This window comes from Falsiroseomonas sp. (assembly GCF_051859025.1).
Taxonomy (GTDB): domain Bacteria; phylum Pseudomonadota; class Alphaproteobacteria; order Acetobacterales; family Acetobacteraceae; genus Falsiroseomonas.
The window spans coordinates 57,245-81,051 of sequence record NZ_JBHYGL010000014.1 but is presented as its reverse complement, the minus strand read 5'-3'; the positions used below and the strand labels follow the sequence as shown (position 1 = coordinate 81,051).

General features: G+C 70.7%; 24 protein-coding genes. 14 read left to right on the top strand and 10 right to left on the bottom strand.

The genetic code is table 11. The features are described from left to right. Positions 1-3 precede the first annotated feature (3 nt). The 3 genes from ACTIE5_RS15355 to ACTIE5_RS15345 all read left to right on the top strand — a co-directional run bounded on the left by ACTIE5_RS15355 (position 4) and on the right by ACTIE5_RS15345 (position 1,845). Positions 4-561: a hypothetical protein gene (locus ACTIE5_RS15355; protein ID WP_439550573.1), complete on the top strand. Its 558-nt coding sequence runs from the start codon at positions 4-6 to the stop codon at positions 559-561. After that, entirely contained in the window at positions 542-1,132 is a 591-nt protein-coding gene (locus tag ACTIE5_RS15350; RefSeq protein WP_439550572.1) for a hypothetical protein, read from the top strand. Before ACTIE5_RS15355 ends, ACTIE5_RS15350 begins: the two co-directional genes overlap by 20 nt. A gap of 89 nt (positions 1,133-1,221) precedes the next feature. Beyond that, complete coding sequence (locus tag ACTIE5_RS15345) at positions 1,222-1,845, top strand: hypothetical protein (protein ID WP_439550571.1); 624 nt, start codon at positions 1,222-1,224, stop codon at positions 1,843-1,845. Between the two features lie 24 nt (positions 1,846-1,869). On the opposite strand, the gene ACTIE5_RS15340 is transcribed toward ACTIE5_RS15345, so the two are convergent. Both ACTIE5_RS15340 and ACTIE5_RS15335 read right to left on the bottom strand, forming a co-directional pair. Then, complete coding sequence (locus ACTIE5_RS15340; protein WP_439550570.1) at positions 1,870-2,109, bottom strand: hypothetical protein; 240 nt, start codon at positions 2,107-2,109, stop codon at positions 1,870-1,872. Between the two features lie 284 nt (positions 2,110-2,393). Beyond that, the gene (locus ACTIE5_RS15335; protein WP_439550569.1) at positions 2,394-4,223 is read right to left on the bottom strand and encodes a PHA/PHB synthase family protein; all 1,830 of its coding nucleotides are present in this window, start codon (positions 4,221-4,223) and stop codon (positions 2,394-2,396) included. 174 nt (positions 4,224-4,397) lie between these two features. Here ACTIE5_RS15335 and ACTIE5_RS15330 point away from each other — a divergent pair, with 174 nt between their 5' ends. The 6 genes from ACTIE5_RS15330 to recJ all read left to right on the top strand — a co-directional run bounded on the left by ACTIE5_RS15330 (position 4,398) and on the right by recJ (position 11,057). After that, positions 4,398-4,988 carry a hypothetical protein gene (locus ACTIE5_RS15330; protein WP_439550568.1) on the top strand — a complete coding sequence of 197 codons (591 nt, stop codon included), beginning with the start codon at positions 4,398-4,400 and terminating at the stop codon, positions 4,986-4,988. Positions 4,989-5,064: 76 nt separating this feature from the next. After that, positions 5,065-6,285, top strand: a complete 1,221-nt coding sequence (locus ACTIE5_RS15325) for an LL-diaminopimelate aminotransferase (RefSeq protein WP_439550567.1) — start codon at positions 5,065-5,067, stop codon at positions 6,283-6,285. Between the two features lie 118 nt (positions 6,286-6,403). Next, positions 6,404-7,696: a homoserine dehydrogenase gene (locus ACTIE5_RS15320; protein ID WP_439550566.1), complete on the top strand. Its 1,293-nt coding sequence runs from the start codon at positions 6,404-6,406 to the stop codon at positions 7,694-7,696. Beyond that, the gene (locus ACTIE5_RS15315; RefSeq protein WP_439550565.1) at positions 7,693-8,133 is read left to right on the top strand and encodes a hypothetical protein; all 441 of its coding nucleotides are present in this window, start codon (positions 7,693-7,695) and stop codon (positions 8,131-8,133) included. Before ACTIE5_RS15320 ends, ACTIE5_RS15315 begins: the two co-directional genes overlap by 4 nt. Before the next feature lie 117 nt (positions 8,134-8,250). Continuing rightward, a complete protein-coding gene (glpX, locus tag ACTIE5_RS15310; RefSeq protein WP_439550564.1) occupies positions 8,251-9,255 on the top strand; it encodes a class II fructose-bisphosphatase in 1,005 nt (334 codons plus the stop codon). Between the two features lie 14 nt (positions 9,256-9,269). Then, entirely contained in the window at positions 9,270-11,057 is a 1,788-nt protein-coding gene (gene recJ, locus ACTIE5_RS15305; RefSeq protein WP_439550563.1) for a single-stranded-DNA-specific exonuclease RecJ, read from the top strand. Positions 11,058-11,251: 194 nt separating this feature from the next. Here recJ and ACTIE5_RS15300 read toward each other — a convergent pair whose 3' ends face one another. The 3 genes from ACTIE5_RS15300 to fahA all read right to left on the bottom strand — a co-directional run bounded on the left by ACTIE5_RS15300 (position 11,252) and on the right by fahA (position 14,410). Further along, positions 11,252-12,199: a Bug family tripartite tricarboxylate transporter substrate binding protein gene (locus ACTIE5_RS15300; protein WP_439550562.1), complete on the bottom strand. Its 948-nt coding sequence runs from the start codon at positions 12,197-12,199 to the stop codon at positions 11,252-11,254. A 5-nt stretch (positions 12,200-12,204) separates the two neighbouring features. Next, complete coding sequence (locus ACTIE5_RS15295; RefSeq protein ID WP_439550561.1) at positions 12,205-12,993, bottom strand: cyclase family protein; 789 nt, start codon at positions 12,991-12,993, stop codon at positions 12,205-12,207. A 91-nt stretch (positions 12,994-13,084) separates the two neighbouring features. Beyond that, complete coding sequence (gene fahA / locus ACTIE5_RS15290; protein WP_439550560.1) at positions 13,085-14,410, bottom strand: fumarylacetoacetase; 1,326 nt, start codon at positions 14,408-14,410, stop codon at positions 13,085-13,087. Between the two features lie 86 nt (positions 14,411-14,496). Here fahA and ACTIE5_RS15285 point away from each other — a divergent pair, with 86 nt between their 5' ends. The 4 genes from ACTIE5_RS15285 (at position 14,497) to ACTIE5_RS15270 (ending at position 16,452) form a co-directional block, all read left to right on the top strand. Next, entirely contained in the window at positions 14,497-15,198 is a 702-nt protein-coding gene (locus tag ACTIE5_RS15285; protein WP_439550559.1) for a GntR family transcriptional regulator, read from the top strand. A gap of 46 nt (positions 15,199-15,244) precedes the next feature. Continuing rightward, positions 15,245-15,634: a hypothetical protein gene (locus ACTIE5_RS15280; RefSeq protein WP_439550558.1), complete on the top strand. Its 390-nt coding sequence runs from the start codon at positions 15,245-15,247 to the stop codon at positions 15,632-15,634. After that, positions 15,571-15,963, top strand: a complete 393-nt coding sequence (locus ACTIE5_RS15275; RefSeq protein ID WP_439550557.1) for a hypothetical protein — start codon at positions 15,571-15,573, stop codon at positions 15,961-15,963. The genes ACTIE5_RS15280 and ACTIE5_RS15275 overlap by 64 nt, the downstream gene beginning before the upstream one ends. A 183-nt stretch (positions 15,964-16,146) precedes the next feature. Further along, positions 16,147-16,452: a hypothetical protein gene (locus tag ACTIE5_RS15270; protein WP_439550556.1), complete on the top strand. Its 306-nt coding sequence runs from the start codon at positions 16,147-16,149 to the stop codon at positions 16,450-16,452. 73 nt (positions 16,453-16,525) lie between these two features. Here the strand turns inward: ACTIE5_RS15270 and ACTIE5_RS15265 are convergent, their stop codons facing one another. From ACTIE5_RS15265 to ACTIE5_RS15255, 3 genes are all read right to left on the bottom strand, one after another. Then, on the bottom strand, positions 16,526-17,431 hold the full coding sequence (locus ACTIE5_RS15265; protein WP_439550555.1) for a PhzF family phenazine biosynthesis protein: 906 nt from the start codon (positions 17,429-17,431) through the stop codon (positions 16,526-16,528). Between the two features lie 125 nt (positions 17,432-17,556). Further along, the gene (locus ACTIE5_RS15260) at positions 17,557-18,066 is read right to left on the bottom strand and encodes a hypothetical protein (RefSeq protein WP_439550554.1); all 510 of its coding nucleotides are present in this window, start codon (positions 18,064-18,066) and stop codon (positions 17,557-17,559) included. A 265-nt stretch (positions 18,067-18,331) separates the two neighbouring features. Continuing rightward, positions 18,332-19,366 (bottom strand): LLM class flavin-dependent oxidoreductase, encoded by a 1,035-nt coding sequence (locus tag ACTIE5_RS15255; protein ID WP_439550553.1) that lies wholly within the window; start codon positions 19,364-19,366, stop codon positions 18,332-18,334. A 52-nt stretch (positions 19,367-19,418) separates the two neighbouring features. On the opposite strand from ACTIE5_RS15255, the gene ACTIE5_RS15250 reads away from it, so the two are divergent. Next, entirely contained in the window at positions 19,419-19,889 is a 471-nt protein-coding gene (locus tag ACTIE5_RS15250) for a nucleoside deaminase (RefSeq protein ID WP_439550552.1), read from the top strand. A gap of 171 nt (positions 19,890-20,060) precedes the next feature. Here the strand turns inward: ACTIE5_RS15250 and ACTIE5_RS15245 are convergent, their stop codons facing one another. Next, positions 20,061-22,286, bottom strand: a complete 2,226-nt coding sequence (locus tag ACTIE5_RS15245) for a VCBS domain-containing protein (RefSeq protein WP_439550551.1) — start codon at positions 22,284-22,286, stop codon at positions 20,061-20,063. A 116-nt stretch (positions 22,287-22,402) separates the two neighbouring features. Beyond that, the gene (locus tag ACTIE5_RS15240; RefSeq protein ID WP_439550550.1) at positions 22,403-23,692 is read right to left on the bottom strand and encodes a DUF445 domain-containing protein; all 1,290 of its coding nucleotides are present in this window, start codon (positions 23,690-23,692) and stop codon (positions 22,403-22,405) included. Positions 23,693-23,807 lie beyond the last annotated feature (115 nt).

The window sequence follows — 23,807 nt, the reverse complement described above, 5'->3', positions numbered from 1 at the left end:
GCGATGCGCCGCCGATTCCTGATCCTCCTCCCGCTCCTCGGCGCATGCACGCCGGTGCCGCCGCCGGAATCGGTGCAACTGCCCGCCACCGCCGCCTTCCCCGGCGCGGGTGACCCCAGCCGCGGCGCCATCCTCGCCGCCGCCTTCGCCTTCGCCAGCCCGGGCAGCCTGGCCGGCGACCCCGCGGGGGTGGCGACGGCTCTGGCGCAGCTTGAATACCTGGCGGTCGCGCTGGATGGCGGCGCCTGGCGGGATCTGGACCCGCTGGTGGTGCCAATGCTCCGCCAGGGAAGGGCGGAGGCCCGCCGCGCCTTCGGCTTCCGCGCCGATGCCAGCGCCCAGGCCGCGGTGGATGCGCTCTACGGCGCCGCCGCCGCGCTCCGCCTGCGCAACCCCGTTGCGGCGGAGGCTGCGCTGCTGCCCCTGGCGCCGGATGGGGCCGCGCTGTCGCGCCTCGCCAGCCTGCCGAGCCTTCCGCAGGCGATCGCCGGAACCACCCGGGCCCGCGCCGCGCTGGTGGAGCGTGATCGGGGAGAGCGCCGTGGCCGCCCGCTATTCTGACCTGCCCCGGCTGATCGCCGCCGCGCTGGCGCTGGCGCTGGCCGCCTGCACCGCCCCGGCCGCGCCGGGCCCGATGGCCGGCCTGGACACCGTGCCGCTGCCGCCGATGCAGGGCGCCGGCGATCCCATGCGCGCCACCGTCACCAGCGCCGCCTATGCCTTCGCCGATACGCGCCGCCTCGATGGCCAGCCGGCGGAGGCCGCGCGCGCCGTCGCGCGGCTGGAATGGCTGGCGACCGAACTGCCCGCCGATCCCACCTGGAACGCCACCGCCCCCATGATCGCCGGCCTGCTGCGCCAGGGCCGCGACGAGGTCCGCGGCACCATCGGCATCCCCCCCGCCCTGCCGGCCGATGCCGTGGCGCGCGCGATGATCGAGGCCGCCGCGGCGCTCGATGCCGGAAACCGCCAGGCCGGCGCGGCCGCGCTGGCGCCGGTGGCGGGCGGCCAGCCCGCCGGGTTGCTCGCCAGGCTGGACCGCCTGCCGCAATCCCGCGCGGCGAATGCCGCCACCGCGCTGGCCTATGGCGAGCTCATCCGCCTCGGCCGCGACACGGGACTCGACGAGTAGCGCCCTTCCGCGACGCCGCCCGCATCGGCTACACCACGGGGGTCGGGAAGGGGAGCAGCCCATTGCGCCGCGGCCGGAATGCCCTGTTGTTGCTGGCCTTGCCGGTGGCGCTCTCCGCCTGCGCGGAAATGCGCACGCCATCCCCGGTCGCCCGCATCCCCGCCGTGCTGGCCGCCGGCAGCGCCGATCCCGTGCTGGACCTGGTCAACCAGGCCGCCACGGATTTCGATGATGCCGGCCGGTCCCTGGCCAATGACCCGTCCCGCATGGCCCGCGCGGCCGCGCGGGTGGAGGTGATCGCCGCCGAATTCGCCCGCGATCTGCGCTGGGCGCCCCTGTCGCCAAGCGTGGGGTTCGAGATGCGGGGCGCGCGCACCGAACTCCGCGCCGCGCTCGGCATCCGCGCCGGGGCCTCGCCCGATGCCGTGGCCCGGGCGCTGTCCGCCGCCCATGTGGCGCTGGCGCGCGGCGACCGTCCGGCCGCCATCCGCGCCCTCAGCCCCGCGATCTTCGAACCGGGCGGGGAGGGGACGCTGGCCTTCCTCGCCAGGCCCGGCCCGCTGTCCCAGACGCGCATCGCCACGGCGCTCGCCCGTGACGAGGCCAGCCGCCTGGCGCGCAGCAATGTCTGGGGCCTGTCCGGCGCGCTGGACCCCGATAGTGGCTGGCTGGACCCGCTGCCGGGGCGCGGGATGTCGATCGGCCCTCGCTGAGGATCCTGGCCGAGGGGGGGACGGCTACCGCCGCCACTCCTCCCGCAGCTTCAGCACCACCTCGGCGAAGATGCCGGCCACCACGGCGGCGTGGTCGGGGTCCCGCAGCAGCGCGCCTTCCTGCCGCTGGCCGCCCAGCAGGGATGGCAGCACATCTGCCCTGATGCCGTCGAGGTAGGCCCCCGGATCGGTCTGACCGCGCAACGCGTCCCGCAGCGCCGCTTCCAGCGCCTGGGCCAACGCCGACCGCACATCGTCGCTCATGGAAGCAGATCCACTCGGAGCCCCGGGCAACCCATCTTTCGCTGCTGTGCGGTGGCTCGACCAGCGGTCCTGTTGACCGCTCACCCGTCACAATAGCGTAAAGTAAAAACCGAGTAATGGCGCAATCGATGAAAACATGATCGCGCCATGGTAGTCTCGGAACGCTTCAATCGCGCCTGGGTAGCAAAACATCAAGGCCGAAATCGATCAACTCAACCGGAGCGGGATTTCGATGCCGCTCGCGCGCGGCCGCCGCTCCGATGACGGCGGCCGCGGGCGGGTGCTCAATCCTTGGCCATCACCGTCACATAGGTGCCGGGCGCCTCCGCCAGCGGCTTCAGCGCGCCATCGCCTGGCATCCGCGCCGGCACCATGGTCCGGTCCTGCGCCATCACCCAGCGCTGCCAGTCCGGCCACCAGGAACCCGAAAGCTCCGTCGCGCCCTTGAACCAATCATCCGGGTCCGCGGGCAGGCTCTCATTCACCCAGTGGCTGTATTTTCCCGAATCCGGCGGGTTCACCACGCCGGCGATGTGGCCGGAGGCCGCGAGCACGAAGCGCGTCTTGCCGCCATAGATCTGCGTGCCGCGATAGGTGGATTTCCACGGCGCGATGTGGTCCTCCCGAGTCGAGATCATGTAGGTCGGCACCTTGATCTTCCGCAGATCCAGCGCGACGCCATCCAGCTCGATTCCCCCCGGCTTCACCAGATCGTTCTGCTGGTACATCCGCCGCAGGTAGAAGCTGTGCATCTTCGCCGGCATGCGGGTGCTGTCGTCGTTCCAGTAGAGCAGGTCGAAGGGGAAGGGCTCCTGCCCCATCAGGTAGTTGTTCACGACGAAGGACCAGATCAGGTCATTGGCGCGGAGCATGTTGAAGGTGGTCGCCATCTCCCGCCCCTCCAGGAACCCCTTCTTCTGCATCTTCTCCTCGAGGCCCTGGAGCTGTTCCTCGTCGATGAAGACGCCGAGTTCGCCGGCTTCCTCGAAATCCGTCATGGTGACGAAGTAGGTCGCGGTCTTGATGCGCGTGTCCTTGCGCGCGGCCATATGCGCCAGCGTGCAGGCCAGCAGCGTGCCGCCCAGGCAGTAGCCGATGGCGTTGATCGCCTTCTCCCCCGTCGCCTGCTCGATCGCATCGAGCGCGGCGTAGGGCCCCTCCCGCATGTAGTCCTCGAAGCCCTTCTCGCTCAGATGCTCATCCGGATTGACCCAGGACGCCACGAACACCGTGTGCCCCTGCTCGGTGGCCCAGCGGATGAAACTGTTCTTGGGGCGGAGGTCGAGGATGTAGAACTTGTTGATCCAGGGCGGCAGGATCAGCAGCGGCCGCTTCAGCACCGTCTCCGTCGTGGGCGCGTACTGGATCAGCTCCATCAGGTCGTTGCGGTAGATGACCTTGCCGGGCGTGACGGCGATGTTCTCGCCCACCTTGAACTTGGTGTCGTCTGTCATGCGGATGCGAAGCTGGCCCTTGCCGCGTTCCAGGTCGGACAGCAGGTTGGACAGGCCCTTCAGCAGGTTCTCGCCGCCCGTCTCCGCCGTCCGGCGCAGCACTTCCGGGTTGGTCATCAGGAAGTTGGAAGGGCTCATCGCATCGACGAATTGCCGCGTGTAGAAATCGACCTTCTGCGCGGTCTTCTGGTCCAGCCCCTCCGCCCCCTGCACCACATTGGTGAAGTAGCGGGCGGACAGCAGGTAGGATTGGCGGATGAAGTCGAAGACCTCGTTCTCCCGCCAGGCGTCGTCCTTGAAGCGGCGGTCGCCCTTCGGCTCCTCGATCACCGGCGCCACCGGGTCGCCCATCATGCGGCGCGCGGTGTTCTGCCACAGGGTCAGGTAGTCCTGCCAGAAGCCGATCTGCGCCTGCATCAGCCGCGCGGGGTTGGTCATCAGCCGCGTCGTCATGTCGAGGAAGGCGGAGCCGATATGCGCGGGGTCCGGTCCCGCTGCACTGCCTTCCGCCTGGCGCTTCAGGAAATCCGTGACGATCCGCTGCCCGCGTTCCGCCACATCGGCCATGGTGCGCGACACCAGGGCCGGGTCCGGCAGCCTGAAGGCGCCCTTGTCGACACCCCGATCCGCGCCGCCATTCTGCGCCCCGCCCTGAGCCATGCGCCCCCTCTTTGCCGGGATGGTCCCGGCGAACCGTGTTGGCCTGATTATGCGCCGCCGCCGGGCGTCCCGCCATCCGGGCCGGCATGAGCGTCTGCACACTGACGCTTTCGCGGGCGGGTGGTTCGCGGTAACCCTCTGGCCGCACCCTCGGGTCGCGAAGGATGGGAAGCCATGCACCCGCGCGTCGATCGCCCCGCCATCTCCCTGCCCGCCCGGCCCCGGCTGGGTGGCCTGCTGCTTCTGCCGCTGCTGGCGGCCTGCGGCGATGTGCCGCGCGACCTGCAGCCGAGCTATTGGTGGCGCAACGTCAGCGGCGCCTACCTCGATGAACGCCTGCCGCCGCCGGGCATGACGGCGCCCTACCCGAACCTGGCCACCGTGCCGGCGCGGCCGGTGCCGCCCGATGCCGCCACGCGCGCGGCGTTGACGGCCGCCCTGGCCGGGGACCGCGAATTCGCCCGCACCGATCCCGCATCGCGCCCGGCCAGCCCGCCCGGCGTGCCGGCGCCCCTGCCCGAAGGCGCCGCGCCCCCGCCGCCGCCGCGCCTGGCCGCGGCACCCGCCATCCGGTTCGAAGCGCCCCGCCCCGCCGCGCCAGCGGCATTCCCAGGCGCCGCCGCCCCGCGCGCCACGGTCCCAGGCGCCGGCGCGCCCGCGGAAACCATCCAGCCGCGCGGCGCCCCGCCCGCCCCGGCCCTGCCCGAAATGCTCGGCCTGCCGCCCGCACCCACCCGGGACCTGCTGGCGCCTCGCACGCCCTAACCTCGCATGGCGGGACGGCCTGCTGTATATCGCCCCCTCCCTCATCCCATCACCTTCATCTGGGCGGACGACGAGAATGACCGAGGAGTTCCACCGCATCCGGCGCCTGCCGCCCTACGTCTTCGCCGAGGTGAACTCGGCCAAGGCCAAGGCCCGTGCCCATGCGGAGGACATCGTCGACCTCGGCATGGGTAACCCGGATACGCCCACGCCGCCCCATATCGTCGCCAAGCTGATCGAGGCGGTGCAGGACCCCCGCACCCATCGCTATTCCATGTCGAAGGGCATCCCGGGCCTGCGCAAGGCGCTGGCCGGTTACTACGCCCGCCGCTTCGGCGTGAAGCTGGACCCGGAGACGGAGGTGGTCGCCACCCTCGGTTCCAAGGAAGGCCTCGCCAACCTCGCCCAGGCCATCAGCAGCCCGGGCGACACCATCCTGGTGCCGAACCCGTCCTACCCCATCCACCAGTTCGGCTTCATCATCGCCGGCGCCTCCGCGCGATCCATCCCCTACACCCCCGATGACACGATGCTGGAGGCGATCGACCGCGCGGTGCGGCATTCCGTGCCGAAGCCGACGGCCGTCATCGTCAACTTCCCCTCCAACCCCACCGCCCTCCTCGCCAGCCGCGAATTCTACAAGGATCTGGTGGCGCTGGCGCGGAAGCATGAACTCTTCATCCTCTCCGACCTCGCCTATGCCGAGCTCTATTTCGACGAGGCGAACCCGCCCCCCTCCGTGCTGGAAATCCCCGGCGCGAAGGATGTGACGGTGGAATTCACCTCCATGTCCAAGACCTACAACATGCCGGGCTGGCGCATGGGCTTCGCCGCCGGCAACCAGCGCCTGATCTCGGCGCTGACGCGGGTGAAGTCCTACCTCGACTACGGCGCCTTCACGCCCATCCAGGTCGCCGCCGTCGCCGCGCTGAACGGCCCGCAGGATTGCGTGGCGGATATGCGGGAGCTCTATCGCGAACGCCGCGACGTGCTGGTCAAGGGCCTGCATGCCGCCGGCTGGAACGTGCCGAGCCCCGATGGCTCCATGTTCCTCTGGGCGCCGATCCCCGACCGCTTCAAGCATCTCGGCTCCGTCGGCTTCTCCAAGCTGCTGCTGGAGAAGGCGAAGGTCGCCGTCGCCCCGGGCCTCGGCTTCGGCGAACATGGCGATGACCATGTCCGCATCGCGCTGGTGGAAAACAACCACCGCATCCGCCAGGCGCTGCGCGGCATCAAGACCTTCCTCGCCGCCGACAATGCCGGCCCCGTGGACGGTATCGACGTCGACGCCGCCTGACTCATCCAACCCCTCTCACTTGAGAACCCTCTCCCCCCCAACGGGGGGAGAGGGCAGGGTGAGGGGGGGCTTCGCGGGATCAACACCACACCCGCCCCGCCTTCCTGGGATCACCTCAATGACCAAGCCCCTTTCCGTCGGCGTCGCCGGCCTCGGCACCGTCGGTGCCGGCGTCCTCACCTTGCTGCGGGACAATGCCGCGACGGTCGCCGCGCGCGCCGGCCGCCCCATCGCCGTCACCGCCGTCTCCGCCCGCGACCGCACGCGGGACCGGGGCGTCTCCATCGCGGGGCTCCGCTGGTACGATGATGCCGCGGCGCTGGCCAACGACCCTGGTGTCGATGTGGTGGTGGAAACCATCGGCGGCACCGAAGGCCCGGCCGCCGATCTGGTCCGCGCGGCACTCGCCGCCGGCAAGCCCGTCGTCACCGCCAACAAGGCGCTGCTGGCGATCCACGGCGCCGAACTCGCCGCCACCGCGGAAGCCAAGGGTGTCGCGCTCTGCTTCGAAGCGGCCGTCGCCGGCGGCATCCCCGCCATCAAGGCACTGCGCGAAGGCCTGGCCGCGAACGACCTGACCCGCGTGATGGGCATCCTGAACGGCACCTGCAACTACATCCTGACGCAGATGCGGGAGCGGGGGATCGAATTCGCCCAGGCGCTCACCGAGGCCCAGAAGCTCGGCTATGCCGAGGCCGATCCCAGCTTCGACGTGGATGGCATCGACGCCGCCCACAAGCTGGCGATCCTGGCGGCGCTGGCCTTCGGCCGTCCGGTCGATTTCGCCGGCGTGCATGTGGAAGGCATCCGCAGCGTCAGCGCGCTCGACATCAAGCTGGCGGAGGAACTGGGCTACCGCATCAAGCTGCTGGGCATCGCGCGCCGCACCGATGCGGGAATCGAGACGCGGATGCACCCCTGCATGATCCCGGTCAGCCACCCCATCGCCCGGGTCGATGGCGTCTTCAACGCGGTGGTGGCGGAAGGCGATTTCGTCGGCCGCGTGGTGCTGGAAGGCCGCGGCGCCGGTGCGGGCCCCACCGCCTCCGCCGTGGTGGCGGATCTGATCGACATCGCCCGCGGCCGCACGACGCCGGTCTGGGGCGTCGCCTCCGCCGCCCTGTCCCACGCGCCCTCCCTGCCCATGTCGCAGCGCGTCGGCGCCTATTACCTGCGGCTGATGGTGGTGGACCGTCCGGGCGTCATCGCCGATGTCACCGCGGCGCTGCGCGACAATGCCATCAGCCTCGAATCCATGCTCCAGCGCGGCCGCGCGCCTGGTGAGGCCGTGCCGGTCGTCGTCACGACCCATGATTGCGAGGAAAGCCAGATGCGCGCCGCCATCGCGCGGATCGAGGCGCTGGAAGCCGTGGTGGAGAAGCCCGCCATGATCCGAATCGAGGCGCTGTGAGGGCCTCGGCCGCCCTTCTCCTGCTGCTCGCGCTGGCCGTGCCGGCGCGGGCGGAAGACAGTCGCTTCGCCGGCGACTGGTCCGGCACCTATGTCTGCACCCAGGGCTCCACCGGCATGAATCTCCGGCTTCGGCCCCAGGGTGATGGCCGCCTGTCCGGCGTGTTCCATTTCTTCCCCCTCGCCAGCAACCCGCAGGCGGCGGAGGGCTGCTACGAGATCGCGACAACGCCGGATGGCGACACCGCCACCATCACCGCCGGGCGCTGGCTGATGCATCCCCCCAACTACGTCACGGTGGATTTGGACGCGGAACTGGATGAGGACGGGACGCTGTTCGGCCAGGTTATCGGCCCGGGCTGCACCCTCTTCGCCGCCCGCCGCGCGGCCCCGCGCAACCTGCCCGCTGCCTGCGGGGCGGTTGTCTCTACTCGCTGACGCAAACGTCCTCTTCACGTCCGCCCCGGTTCGGGGCAACAAGCCAACACCGAAGTGACGGGTGCCGCGCCGCCCCCGGCCGCGTTACCCTGCCGCACCGATCCGGAGGAACTGCCCGTGGCTGAACACGACCGCCAGGTTCATGTGGACCGCAACCTCGCCCTGGAACTCGTCCGGGTGACGGAGGCCGCGGGCCTCGCCGCCTCCCGCTGGATGGGGCGCGGCGACAAGAACGCGGCCGATGGCGCGGCCGTGGAAGCCATGCGCAAGGCCTTCGACACCGTTGCCATCTCCGGCACCGTCGTGATCGGGGAAGGGGAGATGGATGAGGCGCCGATGCTCTACATCGGCGAGAAGGTCGGCCTCTACGCCAAGGCTGGCGGTGGGCCCGAAGTGGACATCGCCGTCGATCCGCTGGAAGGCACGACGATCACCGCCAAGGGCGGCCCCAACGCCATGGCCTGCGTGGCGCTGGCGCAGCGCGGCGGCTTCCTGCACGCGCCCGACGTCTACATGGAAAAGATCGCGGTCGGCCCGGGCCTGCCCGATGGCGTCGTGCACATCGACGCCTCGGTGGAGGAGAACCTGAAGAACCTCGCCCTCGCCAAGAAGTGCGAGATCACGGACCTCGTCGTGTGCCTGCTGGACCGCGACCGGCACAAGGACATCGTCAAGCGCGCCCGCGCTGCCGGCGCCCGCATCATGATGATCCCGGATGGCGATGTCTCCGGCGTCGTCGCCGTGTCCCAGGCCGATACGGGTGTCGACATCTACATGGGCAGCGGCGGCGCGCCGGAAGGCGTGCTGGCGGCGGCCGCGCTGCGCTGCATCGGTGGCCAGATGCAGGGCAAGCTGCTGTTCGAGAATGACGAACAGGTGGCCCGCGCGCGGGAGATGGGCATCATCGACCCCAACCGCGTCTACGGGCTGGAAGACATGGCCAAGGGCGATGTGATGTTCGCCGCCACCGGCGTCACCACCGGCCCGATGCTGCGCGGCGTCCGCACCGTCCCCGGCGGCGCGATCACCCATTCCATCGTGATGCGCAGCAAGTCCGGCACCGTCCGCTACGTGGAAGGGCACCATAATTTCGCGCTGAAGCCCGCCGCGTTCCAGGGGTGATCCAAGGGGGGATCATGGACGGGGTGGCGCCCGCGGCGGCAGCCGCGATCGCACTGGGCGTCGCGCATTCCGCCACCGGCCGCCGCTGGATCTGGCGGCAGGGGGATGCGCGGACCGGCGCCGCCATCGCCCAGCGCCTGGCGCTGCCCGAACTGGTCGGGCGGTTGCTGGCGGCCCGCGGCGTCGGCATCGACGGCGCCGCGGATTTCCTCGAACCCACCTTGCGCGCCCTGCTGCCCGATCCCTCCTGCCTGCGGGACATGGATGTGGCCGCCGCGCGCCTGGCGGATGCCGCGCAGCGTGGCGAACATGTCGCGGTCTTCGGCGATTATGACGTGGACGGCGCGTGTTCCGGCGCGCTCACCACCCGCCTGCTGCGCGAACTCGGCTGCGCCGTCACCCACTACGTCCCCGATCGCATCCGCGAAGGCTACGGCCCCAATGCCGGCGCCATCTCCTCCCTCTGCGACCGTGGCGCCACGCTGATCGTCACCGTGGATTGCGGCATCGCGGCGGAGGCCGCGCTGGCCGTCGCCCACAACCGCGCCGACATCGTCATCCTCGACCACCACAAGGCCGAGGGCCCGATCCCCCGCGTTCGCGCCGCGGTGAACCCCAACCGCCCGGACTGCACCAGCGGCCTCGGCCATCTCTGCGCCGCCGGCGTCGCCTTCCTGGCCGGCGTCGCGACCTTGCGCGAGCTCCGCCGCCGCGGCCATTTCGCCAACCGGCCCGAGCCGAAGATGCTCGACCTGCTGGACCTGGTGGCCCTCGCCACCGTCTGCGACGTGATGCCGCTGACCGGGCTGAACCGCGCGCTGGTGACGCAGGGCCTCAAGATCATGGCCCGCCGGGGCCGCGCCGGCATCGCCGCCCTGCTCGACGTCGCGCTGGCGAAGGACAGCCCCAGCGCCCACACCCTCGGCTACCTGCTGGGCCCGCGCATCAACGCCTCCGGCCGCATCGACGAAGCCGATATGGGCCTCCGCCTGCTGCTGGAGGACGACCCGATCGAGGCCCGCGCCATGGCCGAGAAGCTGGATTCCGTGAACAAGCGGCGGCAGGAGGTGGAGGCCGATGTGCTGACCGCCGCCATGACGGAAGCCGCCCGCCAGGTGGAGCACGGCCACCCCGTGCTGCTGGTCGTCGGCGAAGGCTGGCACCCCGGCGTCGTCGGCATCGTCGCCGGCCGGATGAAGGAGAAGTTCAACCGCCCCGCCTGCGTCGCCGGCCTGTCGGACGGCCTGGCGAAGGGTTCGGGCCGGTCACTCCCCGGCGTCGATCTCGGCGCCGCCATCATCGCCGCGCGCCAGATGGGACTGCTGCACACCGGCGGCGGCCACGCCATGGCGGCGGGCTTCTCCTTCCATGCGGCGAAGGAGGGCGAATTTCATGCGTTTCTCGACGAACGCCTGGCCCATGCGGCGGACCTTCCGGGCGCCGCCGACCTCGCCGTCGAGGGCTCGCTCACCGTCCAGGGCGCCACGATGGAGGTCGCGACCCAGGTCGCGCGCCTGGCCCCCTTCGGCGCGGGCAATGACGAACCGGTCTTCGTCCTCAACCGCGCCCGCGTGGTGCGCGCCGACCGCGTCGGCAAGGAAGGCGCCACCATCCGTGCCTTCCTGGAAGGGGAGGGCGGGGGCCCGCGCCTCAAGGCCGTGTGCTTCCGCGCGAAGGATGGCCCGCTCGCCGCCGCCCTGCTCGGAGGCGGCACCATGCACCTGGCGGGGCATCTCCGCGCGGAATCCTGGAACGACAACGTCACCCTCGGCTTCCACGTCGTGGATGCCGCGCCGGTCTGATACCAACGGCCGGACGGAGTGACCTGCGGCCGGCGAAGCCGGCCGAGGCCGCGAATGCGGCCCGCCAATGGTCCGTCACGCCGCAGGCGTGCCTTCGGCACGGCGAGCCAAGGCCGCGGAGCGGCCGCCCGGCGCTTGAGGGCGGCAAAAGAATACCAACGGGTTGCTGCAAGCGGCCGTTGGTGTGAGGCCCGCTACTCCGGCTGCACGCCGAGTTCGCGCAGGATGCGGCCGTAACTCTCGTATTCGCCGCGCACCCATTCCTGCAGCGCCGCCCGCGGCACGAAGCGAACGGGTGAGCGGCTGTTGGCCAGCACCCGCAGCACGGTCGCATCCTGCAACGCGGCCTGGCACGCACTCTCCAGCCGGTCCAGCACCGGCGCCGGCGTGCCTCGCGGCGCATAGATGCCGACCTGGGAGAACAACTGCGCGTCGATCCCCTGTTCCCGCGCCGTCGGCACATCCGGGAAATCCGGGTGCCGGTTGGCGGAGAACACCGCCAGCAGCCGCATCCGCCCCGCCATCACCAACTCCGCCGCCGAACTCACGATGGCGGCGGAAAAGTCGAGCCGCCCGGCCAGCGTGTCGTTGATATGCGGCGGCTCGCCGCGATAGGGGATGTGGTTCAGCTCGATCCCCGTGGCCTGCTGCACCTTCCAGATCGCGAGTTGCGGCAGCGAATTCGGCCCCGGGCTGCCGAAGGACAGCGGCCGGCGCCGCGCTTCCGCCACCAGGCCGGGCAGGTCCCGCATCGGGCTGTCCGCCCGCACGGCGACGGTGATGACATTCTCATTCGTCCCGCAGACGCCCTCGAAGCTCGCGGGCCCGATGCCGGCATTGCGCAGCAGATGCGGCTGCACGGCGATGGCGGTGACGGGCGTGTGGCCAAGCGTGTAGCCATCCGCCGCCGCCCCCGCGACGACGCGCATGCCCACCACGCCCGATGCCCCATCGCGCGTCTGCAGCACCAGGGGCTGGCCCGTGGCGCGCTGGAAATGCTCGCCCACCGCGCGCATCAGCGCATCCGCCGCGCCGGGCGCATAGGGCATGATCATCGTCACCGGCCGTTCCGGGAATTCCGCCCGCACGGCGGGGACGAAGCCGATCAGCGCGGCCGCTGCCGCCAGAAGAATCCTGCGCATGGCTCTCACTCCTCGAAGATCGCGACAGCGCGGGTCCAGCCCGCGGAACCCCGATGCACCTTCACGGGGAAGCAGGCGATCATGAAGCCGGTGGCGGGCAGCTTCTCCAGCCCGTTCAGCTTCTCCATGTGGCAGTAGCCGATCTCCCGCCCCGCGCGGTGGCCTTCCCAGATCAGCGATGCATCGCCGGTTTCCTGCACGCGGCGCTTCGTGTGGCTGAAGGGCGCGTCCCAGGACCAGCCATCGGTCCCCGTCACCCGCACGCCGCGTTCCAGCAGCCACAGCGTCGCCGCCTTGCCCATGCCGCAGCCGCTGTCGATGTAGTCGTCCTCGCCATAGCGTTCGCCCGCCCGCGTGTTCACCACGACGATCTCAAGCGGCTTCAGCTCATGGCCAATGCGCTTCAGCTCCGCCTCCACATCGGCGGGCTGCACGATGTAGCCATCCTCGAACCCGCGAAAATCCAGCTTCACGCCGGGCTGGAAGCACCAGTCCAGCGGCACCTCGTCGATGCGCATGGAAGGCTCTCCCCCCGGCACCGTACGTTCATTCATGCGGGAGAAGAAGTGGTAGGGCGCGTCGAGGTGCGTGCCGTTATGGGTGCTGATCTGCACCCGCTCCACCGCCGCGTATTCGCCTTCCGGCAGGGCATCGAGCGGCACGCCCATGTAATCCGCCATGGCGGGGCCGCTCATCTTGTGATCGACATAGTCGATCTTCGGCAGCATGTGCGGCGGGTCGCTCGCGATGCCGGCCTTCAGCGCGGACGAGATGTCCAGGATTCGTCGTGCCATTGTCTTGTGTGTTTCCTCCGCTGGAACTGGGGGCGGCTGCTCTCCCTCCCCCGCGCTTGCGGGGGAGGGTCGGGGTGGGGGTCGCCCCGCGTCAACCCATCGGCCAGGATTTCGCCGGATCGATCCTCGCCCGGCATTCGCCGAACCCGATCGGCACATATCCCGCTCGTTCCGCCCGGCCCGTGAACCAGACCTCGTCGCCATCCTCCAGGAAGGTCCGGCGCTCGCCGTTCGGCAGGGTCAGGCCGCCATCCTCCAGCACCACCTCCGCCAGGCAGGCGCGGCCCTCGGCCTCGGGGCCGGAGACGGTGCCGCTGGCCAGCAGATCGCCGGTCCGCAGATCGCAGCCATTGCTGGTGTGGTGCGCCACCATCTGCGCGAAGGTCCAGTGCAGGTGCCGCGCGCTGGTCGCCACGATCCGCGCCGGCGCCGCACCTTCCGTTCGCATCCGCGGCGTCGTCATCCAGCAATCCAGGCTGACATCCAGCCCGCCCGCCGCCTGGTCCGCCGCCGCCATCAGATAGGGCAGGGGCTCCGGGTCGCCCTCCAGCCGCGCGAAGGCGGGCGCGGCAAAGGGCGCCAGCGCCTCCGCCGTCACGATCCAGGGGGAGATGCTGGTGGACAGGCTCTTCGACAGGAAGGGGCCGAGCGGCATCATCTCGAACCGCTGCACATCCCGCGCGGACCAGTCATTCACCAGGCAGAAGCCGAACAGCGCATCGCCCGCCCGGGCCACCGGGATGGGATCCCCCATCCGGTTCGCCGGTCCGATCACCGCGCCGAATTCCAGTTCGAAATCCAGCGCCAGCACCGGCCCGAAGCGCGGCTTGCCGTCCGGCCCCAGGCTCTGCCCATGCGGCCGCGCCACCGCTTCCCCGCTGACGCGCACCGTCGTCGCGCGGGAATGATAGGCGATGGGCAGATGCAGGAAGGATGGCGGCAGCGGGTTCGCGGGGTCCCGCTTCGCCCCCATCCGCGCGGTGTGGAAGCGGGACGCCATGAAATCCGTGAAATTGCCGACCTCGACCGGCCGGTGCAGCCGCAACTCCGCCATCGGCACCAGGCAGCGCGAAGCCACCGCCCGGTCCGCGCTGCCTTCCGCGAGGATGGCGGAAACCCGCCGCCGCAGCGCCCGCGACGCGCCCCGCCCCAGCGCCAGCAGCGGGTTCAGCACGGGGCCGGAGCCCGCATGCGCGGCCTCCCCGGCCTCGCCCTCGAACAGCCCCGCGGCCAGCCCCGCCGCCAGATCCAGCACCTGGTCGCCGATCGCGACGCAGCCCCGCCGATCCCCCGCCCCCCGGCTGAACACGCCGAGCGGCAGGTTCTGGATGGGGAAATCGGTGCCCGGCAGGTTCGCCGCGGCTACCCAGCTTCGCCGGGCCGGGTCATGCGTTTCGTCGAGCAGGCCATGAGGCATGGAAATGATCGCTTCCTCCGTGTTATCCCGATCATGCGAGGAATCATCGATCATGCAAGTCAAAATATATTTTCCGGCCAAAATCGATGGCTGACGGCGACCACACCGCCACCGCCGCCGAGGCCGTCGCCCACCGCCTGCGCCAGGACATCGTGGCGGGCGACCTGGCTCCGGCCGCGAAGCTCCGCCTGCGGGATCTGGTGGAGCGCTACGGCATCGGCACCACGCCGCTCCGCGAAGCGCTCTCCCGCCTGGTGGCGGAGGGTTTCGTGAATGGGGAGGGCCAGAAGGGCTTCTCCGTCCCCCCCGTCACCCGGGCCCATCTCCTCGACATCACCCGCACCCGGCAGATGCTGGAGCCGGAGGCGCTGCGCCTGGCGATGCAGCACGGCGACGCGGCGTGGGAGGATGGGATCGTCGCCAGCCTGTCCCTGCTGAAGCGGGAGATCGAGCGCCGCGACCCCGCCAACCCCGCCTGGCAGGACAGCTATGAGGCCAAGCACCACCGCTTCCACCGCGCCCTGATCGCCGCCTGCCCGCTGCGCTCCCTGGCCGGATTCTGCGATGAACTCTATGTGCAGATGACGCGCTATCGCCGCGTGATGAAGACCGTGCTGGTGGACTGGAACCGCGCCATTCCCGTGCATGAGGAACTGGCCAGCCTCGCCCTGGCGCGGGACGAAGCCGCCGCCATCGCCGCGCTGCGCCACCACATCGGCACCACCGCGGACCATGTGCTGCCGGTGCTCTTCGGACCCGATGGCGCGGACCCCCGAGACCATCCGTAACAACCCCGCCCTTGAACCCCGGGCGCAGACAGGCAACATCCCGGCCATGGACCCGCATCGCACACCGCCTGTCCTCGACATGACGCCGGACGGCCAGTTCCGGGACACGCCCACCGGCAATCCCGGCATGAATCCGGGCGCCAACCCAGGCGCGTACCATGGCGCGTCCCCTGGCGCGTCCCCTGGCGCGCCCCCGCCCGGCATCCGCCCGGCGACCGCGCTTGACCGCATCCTCGGCAAGGTGGGCGGCGTGGCGCTGCTGGTGGCCCTCGCCGCCGGCGGCCTGCTGCTGGCGTCGCTGGCGATTCTCTTCGTGGGCCTGGTCCTGCCCGTGCTGATCGTGGCCGGCGCCATTGGCGCCGCGTCCCTGTGGTGGCGCATCCGCCGCCTGCGCCGCCAGGGCGTCCCCGTGCGCTTCGTGGTGGTCCGCCGCTGAGCGGACCACCCTTTCAGGTCGATCAGGACCGCCTCTACGACGTCTCCGCCCGCGGCACCGCCTGGACCGAGGGCGACCCCGCGGAAGCCGCCGCCCGCCTGGCCCGGCTGCGCTGGCTCTTCGCCATCGGCCTCGGCGCCAATGCGATGACCTGGACGCTGGCCGGCCTGGCCTTCGTGCTGGGCGGCCGCCTGTGGGGCGCCGCCTTCGGGCTGCTGGCGCTGGCGACGGTGCCGCTTCTGGCGCTGCCCGCGATCGTCGAGGCGCTGGCCCGGCACCGTGCCCGCAAGCGCCACCGCGTGCGGCCGGAAGGGTTCGGGGGCGGCTGAGGGCCCAGCAGGGGGACCCTGTACCGCGGGATTTCGGCTTTCGCCTATCCATCGGCTGCCCGCCTGCCTAGGGCACCCTGCGTTCGCTTGAACGCAGCTCGTGCTCTAGAAGTTATTGAATCTAGAGCAAGAAATGCGTTCAGATGATGCCATCTGAACGCATATTGCTCTAGGGTCCGACGCATGGCCCGTTCCCCTGCCGCCGACCTGGCGCCCCTCATCAAGCTCCTGCAAGCAGGCGTCCCGCCCGCCCGCGCCGCCAACGAGTTGGCGCGCGTCCTGGCCATCTGGACCGCCGAACTCAAGGACGACGGCGAACAACTGCAGGACCGCCTCTCCGGCCTGGCCGAGCAGCTGACGACCGGCATCGAGGAAATGCACGAAGGCATCGCCGAGGCGAGCGACAAGGGAAAACCCACGCTGCGCCGGATCCTGGCGACGCATGAGGCGGTGCTGGAAGGCGTGCGCAAGGCGCTGGAGGCTGGGTAGGCATCCCATCGGTCTGCCGGTGACGCGACCGCGGCATGCGACCCTGAGCGGACGCCTTCCGCAGGGGCGGCGGTCAGGGCAGGGCTAACGTCCCCTCCATCGCCGGAACGCAACGTCCGCCCACGGTGGCGGTGAGCCGCCCGTCCGCGCCACGCGCGGCACGCGCCAGAAGCCGGCTCGGCCGGCCCATATCCACGCCCTGTCCGACGCGCAGCGCCAGTTCCGGCACACCCCGTAGCTCGGCCAGCAGACCCGTGGCGGCCGCGGTGGCGCTGCCCGTCGCGGGATCCTCTACGATGCCATCGAGGGGCGAGAACATGCGGGCCTGGATGTCCGTGCCCGGCTCGCCGGCCGCGTCGCGCGTGTAGGCGTAGACGGCGTCCGCGCCGCCCAGCGGCAGGTGAGCCCCATAGGCAGCAAGGTCGGGCTTCGCCCGCCGGAGCGCCTCCCGCGAGGCCAACTCGACGACAAGGAAGGGCAGGCCGACAGAGGCAACCTCCGGCCCATGGGTGTCGGTCCGCACATCCTGGGTTCGGACAGAGAGGAGCGCCGCAGCCACGTCGGGCGAGACCCGCCCCCGGCGCGACAGCGGCTGCGGTGCGGTCAGTTCGGCACCGACTACCCCGCCTTCCTCGAACAGGAGCCGAACCGGCACGAGGCCGGCTGCCTCCTCGAACGTGAAAGCGTCCGGTAGAGCTTCGCCGCGCGCCGCCATCAGGCGGGCCAGCACTAAAGCGGTACCGACGTTGGGGTGCCCCGCGAAGGGAACCTCGACGCGTGGGGTGAAGATGCGGATGCGCGCGGTGTGGGCGGGGTCGCGCGGGGGCAGAACGAAGGTTGTTTCGGACAGGTTGAACTCGGAAGCGACAGCCTGCATCGCGCTGTCCGTCAGGCCCTCCGCATCCAGAACGACGGCCACGGGGTTGCCGCCGAACAGGCGGTCGGTGAAGACGTCGGCAGTGACGAAGCGGCGGCGCATGCGCATTCCTTAGCGCAGCTACAAGCGGGCAGGGAGACCTGACAATATCCCGATGTCCGCTTCCCGCCCGTGCGGGCACCAAGCCACGCCAACGCCCTGGTGGCGCGCACGCTGGCGGCCGGAGCCTACCCCGGTGGCGTCGAACTCTCCCCCTCGAAGGGATTGGCCCAGGCCAGGATCACGTTGTCCCCGTAATTGTAGTGGTCCAGCTCCCGCTCCACGAAGCGCCCGGTCCGCTTGCCGTTCACGCCGGGGAAGGGCCAGTAAGGCTCCATGCACCAGACCTTCCCGGGCTCGCTCGGCCAGATGACGTTCATATGGGCGAAGCCCGTGACGTGCTTGAAGGCAATGCAGACCGGCGTCGGCCCGATCGGCAGCCGGTCCAGCGTGGCATGGGGCGTCTTGAACACCATCGTGCCCATCTTGAGCCGCTGGTCGTTCCGCCAGGCCTGGACCATGTATTCCGGGATCATCGCGCCATCCCCGTCCAGGCTGCGGCGATAGATCTCCATGATCTTCGCCTGCGTCCAGGAAGGCCGCCCACCCCCCACCGCCTTCAGCCACCAGGCGAGGCAGGCGGCCCAGCAGGAATTCTCATGCATCTGCCCGATGCTGGGGATGGTCCGATAGGACATGGCGCCTGCGCTCCGCGGTCACACACGCTGCGGTTGCGCCGGTGGCGCGGTCAATGCCGCCAGGTCCGAGGTGAAACACCGCGCAATGGAGGCGCCCGGCGGGCCTTGACAACTAGGAAAAAATGCCGCACCATCGGCGGTCGTCAAGGGGCGATCCATGGTCTCCCGGGCGCGCTCCGGGGGGCTCAGCCGCCGCCGGCACCCCCCGAAAACGGTGCTAAATGCACTAAAAGGGCTAAAAGCATTTAGTGACTAAAAAGCCACATCACGCCGCCTTCGCCATCGCCGCCGCATTCGCCTCCGCCAGCAGCCGGTAGGAATCCCGCCGCGCCGCCGCATCGTGGCAGGGGGTCAGCACCGCCACCTCCTCCACCCCATGGGCGGAGGCCAGCGCCCGCAGCCGCGCCACCACCTGCTCCGGCGCGCCGATGATCGCCCGCGCGCGCATCCGCTCGATCCGCGCCAGATCGTCCGGCGTGTAGGGATAGGCCTCCGCCTCCTCCACCGTGGGCAAGGGCGGGAACACGCCCTTGTCCCGGAACAGCCGCCACAGCGCGCGGGACTGGAACAGGCGATGCGCCTCGGCCTCCGTCGCCGCGGCCAGGGCGAAGACCGCGACGGCTCCCTGCGGCGCGGCGAGGCGCCCGGCATGGCCGGGATGCGGCCGGAAGCCCTCCCGGTACAGCGCCATCGCTTCCTCGCTGCCGCGGCCATCGGTGATGAAATGCGCGAAGCAGTAGGGCAGCCCGAAATAGGCCGCGAGCTGCGCCCCGAAATCGGAGGAGCCGAGGATCCATACCGCCGGCCGCGTCGGCACCACGGGGTTGGCGGCGACCATGCGGAAGGGATGGCTCTCCGGCAGCCCGTCGCCGAGCCAGCCCATCAAATCCTGCACCTGCTGCGGAAACCTATCCGCCGCCTGCGCCGCATCCGGGTTCAGCGCATAGGCCGTGCGCCCGTCGCTGCCCGGCGCGCGACCGACGCCAAGGTCGATGCGCCCGGGTGCGATCGCCTCCAGCACCCGGAACTGCTCCGCCACCTTCAGGGCGGAATAGTGCGGCAGCATGATCCCCGCGGTGCCGATGCGGATGCGGCTGGTGGTGGCGGCGATGGCGGCGCAGAGGATCTCCGGCGCCGTGCCCGCATGGGACTGGCTGTTGTGATGCTCCGCCATCCAGTAGCGGTGGTAGCCCCATTGGTCCGCCAGCCGCGCCAGCGCCAGCGTCTCCCGGATCGCCTCATCGGCGCCGCGGCCGGATGCGATGGTGGATTGGTCGAGGATCGACAGTGTAAGCGTCATGCCATGGATGGTGGCGCTTCCGCGCCGGAACGTCGAGGGCTGGAGTGTGCCGATGACCGATGCCGACTTCATGCGCCAGGCGATCGAGGTCAGCCGCCGCGGCATGGCCTCCGGCGCCGGCGGCCCCTTCGGCGCCGTGGTGGTGATGGATGGCAAGGTGGTGGCGGAGGGCTGGAACCAGGTCACCTCCACCAACGACCCGACCGCGCATGCGGAGGTCGTCGCCATCCGCCGCGCCTGCGCCGCGCTGGGCCGCTTCGACCTGCGCGGCGCGACGGTCTACACGAGTTGCGAGCCCTGCCCGATGTGCCTGGCCGCGCTCTACTGGGCGCGCGTCGATGCCGTTGCCTATGCGAATGACCGTTTCCAGGCCGCCGCCATCGGCTTCGACGATGAGCTTCTCTACACCGAACTCCCCAAGCCCATCGAGGCCCGCAGCCTGCCCATGCGCCGCCTGCTGGCGGCCGAGGCGCTGGAGGTCTTCGAGGCCTGGGCCGCCAAGCCCGACAAGGTCGCCTATTGAGTGACCGTTTGAGAACACTGGCGGGTCGGTTTCGCTGGGCTTTTCCGCCCCTGGTGCGTCGCCGGACTTGCCGATGCAACCAGCATCGGCCGCGCCCGGCTCCTGCCAGGGACGAAAAATCCCTCGCGAACCCTCAGCCGCCAGTATTCTCAAACGGTCACTGAGGGCCCCTCACCACACCGCGTCGCGCAGCGCGACATTGTCCAGCAGCCCGCCATAGCTGTCATTGCCGGAGGCGTCCTCGACGAAGGCCAGGATGTCCATGCCCTTGCGGCCCTCGACGATGAATTCGTAGCTGGTCCATTCCTTGGTCGTGGGCTGGATGAAGGCCAGCTTCTCCTCGTTCCACACCACCACGAAACCCTCGGTCTCCGGCTTATCGGTGCGGGCAAGCGCATCGAAGGTCAGGACGTACCTGGCACCCGCCTCGACATCGATCTTCTGGCTGATGCGGTCCACGGCGCGGTCATGGTCCAGCTCGATATGCTGGCGGCCATCGCTGGCCTTCACGCCGCCATAGCCGGCCCAGACCTCGACCGCGCCGCCATTGTTGCTCCAGCCCTCCACCTCCTTCACCGCGGACCAGGCGCCGTCCTTGATGGCGGGCTCCTCGAAGCTGCCATTCACCAGCAAATTGGCGCCCTTCTCGCGCGTCGCCTCGATGGTGACCGTCACCTCCTGGGTCGTGCCGCCATCGGCGGAGACCACCACCAGCGTTTCCACCAGCGCCTCGCCCTTCGCCATCTCGCGCAGCTTGTCGGCCGGCATGTCGAGCACGTAGGTCCAGTCGCCGGTCTTGGCGTCGAAGTCGAAACGGCCGTAGCGGCCCTCCAGGGTCTTGGCGCCGCCGAACACTGCCTCCCCGGCGTCGATGTCGGTGATGGAAAGGCGGCCGCCGACCTGCTCCTCCGCCCCGGCGCGGATCGTGCCCTCGGTCTCGCCGCCGATCGTGGCCGCGTCATTGGCGCCCAGGATGGTGATGGTTGTCACCGCCGTGCCCGTGTCGCCATCGGCATCCGTCACGCGGTAGCTGAAGGTGACCTCGGCGGTCTGGCCGGCGCCCAGCGCCTGGAAGGCATCGCCGCCCGTCCAGCTGAAGGCGCCATCCGCGCCCAGCACCAGGCTGCCGCCGCTGGCCGCCGCCATCAGCCGTACCGCGGCCACCAGGTCGGCCACGCTGTCATTGGCCGTGACGTTGCCGGCCACGCTGGCCGCATCCTCGGAGACGGTGAAGCGGTCCGCCACCGCCACCACCGAATCATCCGCCGCCGTCAGCGCCACGCCATCCACCGTCACCGCCGCGGCTTCGAAGCTGCGGACCGTGAGGGACTGGGCCGCAAAGCGGAAATCCGCCCAGGGGGTGCTTGCGGAATGCGAGAGGAAGCGCGCCAGGTCGCCCTGGAAGCCGGCGCCCATCCAGTCGGCCCGGGCCAGGGAGAAGACCAGGGTGTCCACCCCCGCGCCGCCGTCATAGACATCGCCGCGGGCGCCCGCGACATCCATCACCACGCGGTCATTGCCGCCATCGGCGAAGACCTGGTCGGCTCCCGTGCCGGCGGAGATCAGGTCGTCGCCCTCTCCGCCATACACCGTGTCATTGCCCGCGCCGGCCAGGATGGTGTCGGCGCCCATGTCGCCGCTGGCCAGGTCATTGCCGGCATCGAGGTCCACGTAGTCGTTGCCGCCATTGGCCCAGACCACGTCGTTGCCGGCGCCGGCCAGCACGGTGTCGTTGCCCTCATCGGCCCCGATCGTGTCGTTGCCGGTGCCGCTCGTGATGCTGTCGGCGCCCTGGCCGGCCCAGACGGTATTGTTGCCGTTGCCTGCCGCCACCGTGTCATTCCCGGCATCGCCGACGATGCTGTCATTGCCGGCGCCGGCGGTGATGCGGTCATGGCCCTCGCCGCCCACCACCGTGTTGCGGCCCTCGCCGGCCAGGATGGTGTCGTCCCCGGCATCGCCATACAGGGCATCGTCCCCCGCGCCGCCATCGACGCTGTCATTGCCCGTGCCGCCCCAGACGCTGTCATTGCCGCCGCCGGTGACGAAGCGGTCCGCGCCATCCTCGCCCCAGGCCATGTCGTTGCCCTCGCCGAGGTTCATCGTGTCGTCCCCGGCGCCGCCCCACATCAGGTCGTTGCCCGCGCCGCCATCCAGGCTGTCCGCGCCCGCGCCGGCCCAGAGCTGGTCGTTGCCCGCATCGCCCGTCAGCGTGTCCGCGCCATCCTCGCCCCAGAGGAGGTCGTTGCCCTCCCCGCCGCGGATCAGGTCGGCGAAGGCGCTGCCGAAGACGCCGTCATCGCCGGCGCCGGTCAGCACCTCGATCGCGCCACTCGCATTCTGCAGATGGAGCCAGTCGGCCTGGTTGGTGGCGGTGCGGATGATCGTGCGGGGCATCGGGGGCGTGTCCTGGTGTCTCGGCTCGCAGGGTGCAGTTGCGTTTTGCAACCGGACTGCGTCCTGCCGTGATCAGTGCAGCCGCCGTGCCAGGCGGGGTGCCAGGCGTTGCGCGGCTACATCGCCACCCGCCCGAACACCGCCGTCAGCAGCGCATAGAGCGCGCCGCCCACCAGGAACCCCACCAGCGTGCCGTTGATGCGGACGTATTGAAGGTCCTTGCCGACCCGCAGCTCGATCTTCTCCGTCACCGTGGCCGTGTCCCAGTTCCGCACCACGCCGGCGATGAAGTCGGAAAGCTGGGTGCGGGCCGCGGGTAGCAGGGCGATGAGCACGCGCTCCGCCCCCTTGTTCAGCCGCGCCCGCGCGCCCTCATCCTCCGCCAGCATGGTGCCGACATTGGCCAGCGCGCCGGCCAGCACCTGCACGGTGCGGCCTTGCGGGTTGGCCGCATCTGCCTCCAGCGCCACGCGCAGCCGGTCCCAGATGTCGCCAAGCCAGGTGGCGACGGCGGGGTGGCGCAGCGCCTCCCGCAATGCGCGGCCGAGGGCGGCGGCGCGTTCCGGGTCATTCTCCAGCCGCGTGACCTCGGCCTTCACCCAGCCCTCGAAGGCGATGCGCAGGTCGCTGTCGCCCGGCTCCACCTTGTCCAGCTCGGCATTGAGGGCGGAGAGCACGCGCCGCGCGATGGTGGCGCCGGCCAGCCAGCCCATCAGCGCGCCGCCCTCCGCCCGCACGCGGGCGGCGATGGCGGCCTGCAGCTGGTCCTCCTTCGCCGCCAGCAGGACCTTGAGCTGGCCGATGGCGAGGTTGAACACCTCCTGGTGCCGCCCACCCTCGATCAGCGCGGTCAGTGCGCGCGCCACCACCCGGGCGGCGCCGGGCCCGCCGGCGATGCGCGGCAGCAGGCGGGAGAGCAGGCGCCGCGCGCGGCCATCCTCCAGGCTGGCCAGGATGCGGGGCATGGCGCGGGCCAGCGCGGCCGCGGCGGGTTCGACCGAGGCCGGGTCGTTGAACCAGCCGCGCAGGATGCCCGCCAGGTCGAGCCGCGCCAGCACGCGCGCGACCTCGGCTTCCGTGAAGACGTGGTTCGCCACGAAGCGGCCGAGCCCCGCGCCCAGCCTTTCCTTCTGGCGGGGAATGATCGCGGTATGCGGGATGGGCAGGCCGAGGGGGTGACGGAACAGCGCCGTCACGGCGAACCAGTCGGCGATGCCGCCGACCAGCCCGGCCTTGGCGGAGGCCTGCAGCAGATCCGTCCCGTAGCCCGGCGGCAGCCAGTAGCTGCCCACCAGCAGCCCCCCCATGCCGGCCAGCAGCAGCGACGCCGCCCGCCGGTGTTTCGTCAGCGCGCGCCGCAGCGCGATATCGGGGTCTTCGGGGGGCGGAGGGGGGAGGGGCTGCATCACCCCCCGCAGGTAGTCCCCCGCCCGTCGTTTTCCCAGCCATGCAGCAAGCGGGGCTTTGAATGTCATCCCGGGGGCGCTACATCCGCCGTGACGTTATAAGGTAACCATGCGC

Coding starts and splice junctions, on each gene's coding strand:
- recJ (WP_439550563.1), top strand. CDS start 9,270: ATGGACGGGGTGGCGCCCGCGGCGGCAGCCGCGATCGCACTGGGCGTC.
- ACTIE5_RS15280 (WP_439550558.1), top strand. CDS start 15,245: ATGGACCCGCATCGCACACCGCCTGTCCTCGACATGACGCCGGACGGC.
- ACTIE5_RS15295 (WP_439550561.1), bottom strand. CDS start 12,993: ATGGCACGACGAATCCTGGACATCTCGTCCGCGCTGAAGGCCGGCATC.
- ACTIE5_RS15265 (WP_439550555.1), bottom strand. CDS start 17,431: ATGCGCCGCCGCTTCGTCACTGCCGACGTCTTCACCGACCGCCTGTTC.
- ACTIE5_RS15270 (WP_439550556.1), top strand. CDS start 16,147: ATGGCCCGTTCCCCTGCCGCCGACCTGGCGCCCCTCATCAAGCTCCTG.
- ACTIE5_RS15260 (WP_439550554.1), bottom strand. CDS start 18,066: ATGTCCTATCGGACCATCCCCAGCATCGGGCAGATGCATGAGAATTCC.
- ACTIE5_RS15285 (WP_439550559.1), top strand. CDS start 14,497: ATGGCTGACGGCGACCACACCGCCACCGCCGCCGAGGCCGTCGCCCAC.
- ACTIE5_RS15330 (WP_439550568.1), top strand. CDS start 4,398: ATGCACCCGCGCGTCGATCGCCCCGCCATCTCCCTGCCCGCCCGGCCC.
- ACTIE5_RS15355 (WP_439550573.1), top strand. CDS start 4: ATGCGCCGCCGATTCCTGATCCTCCTCCCGCTCCTCGGCGCATGCACG.
- ACTIE5_RS15245 (WP_439550551.1), bottom strand. CDS start 22,286: ATGCCCCGCACGATCATCCGCACCGCCACCAACCAGGCCGACTGGCTC.
- ACTIE5_RS15340 (WP_439550570.1), bottom strand. CDS start 2,109: ATGAGCGACGATGTGCGGTCGGCGTTGGCCCAGGCGCTGGAAGCGGCG.
- ACTIE5_RS15250 (WP_439550552.1), top strand. CDS start 19,419: ATGACCGATGCCGACTTCATGCGCCAGGCGATCGAGGTCAGCCGCCGC.
- ACTIE5_RS15255 (WP_439550553.1), bottom strand. CDS start 19,366: ATGACGCTTACACTGTCGATCCTCGACCAATCCACCATCGCATCCGGC.
- ACTIE5_RS15325 (WP_439550567.1), top strand. CDS start 5,065: ATGACCGAGGAGTTCCACCGCATCCGGCGCCTGCCGCCCTACGTCTTC.
- ACTIE5_RS15335 (WP_439550569.1), bottom strand. CDS start 4,223: ATGGCTCAGGGCGGGGCGCAGAATGGCGGCGCGGATCGGGGTGTCGAC.
- ACTIE5_RS15320 (WP_439550566.1), top strand. CDS start 6,404: ATGACCAAGCCCCTTTCCGTCGGCGTCGCCGGCCTCGGCACCGTCGGT.
- ACTIE5_RS15300 (WP_439550562.1), bottom strand. CDS start 12,199: ATGCGCAGGATTCTTCTGGCGGCAGCGGCCGCGCTGATCGGCTTCGTC.
- fahA (WP_439550560.1), bottom strand. CDS start 14,410: ATGCCTCATGGCCTGCTCGACGAAACGCATGACCCGGCCCGGCGAAGC.
- ACTIE5_RS15240 (WP_439550550.1), bottom strand. CDS start 23,692: ATGCAGCCCCTCCCCCCTCCGCCCCCCGAAGACCCCGATATCGCGCTG.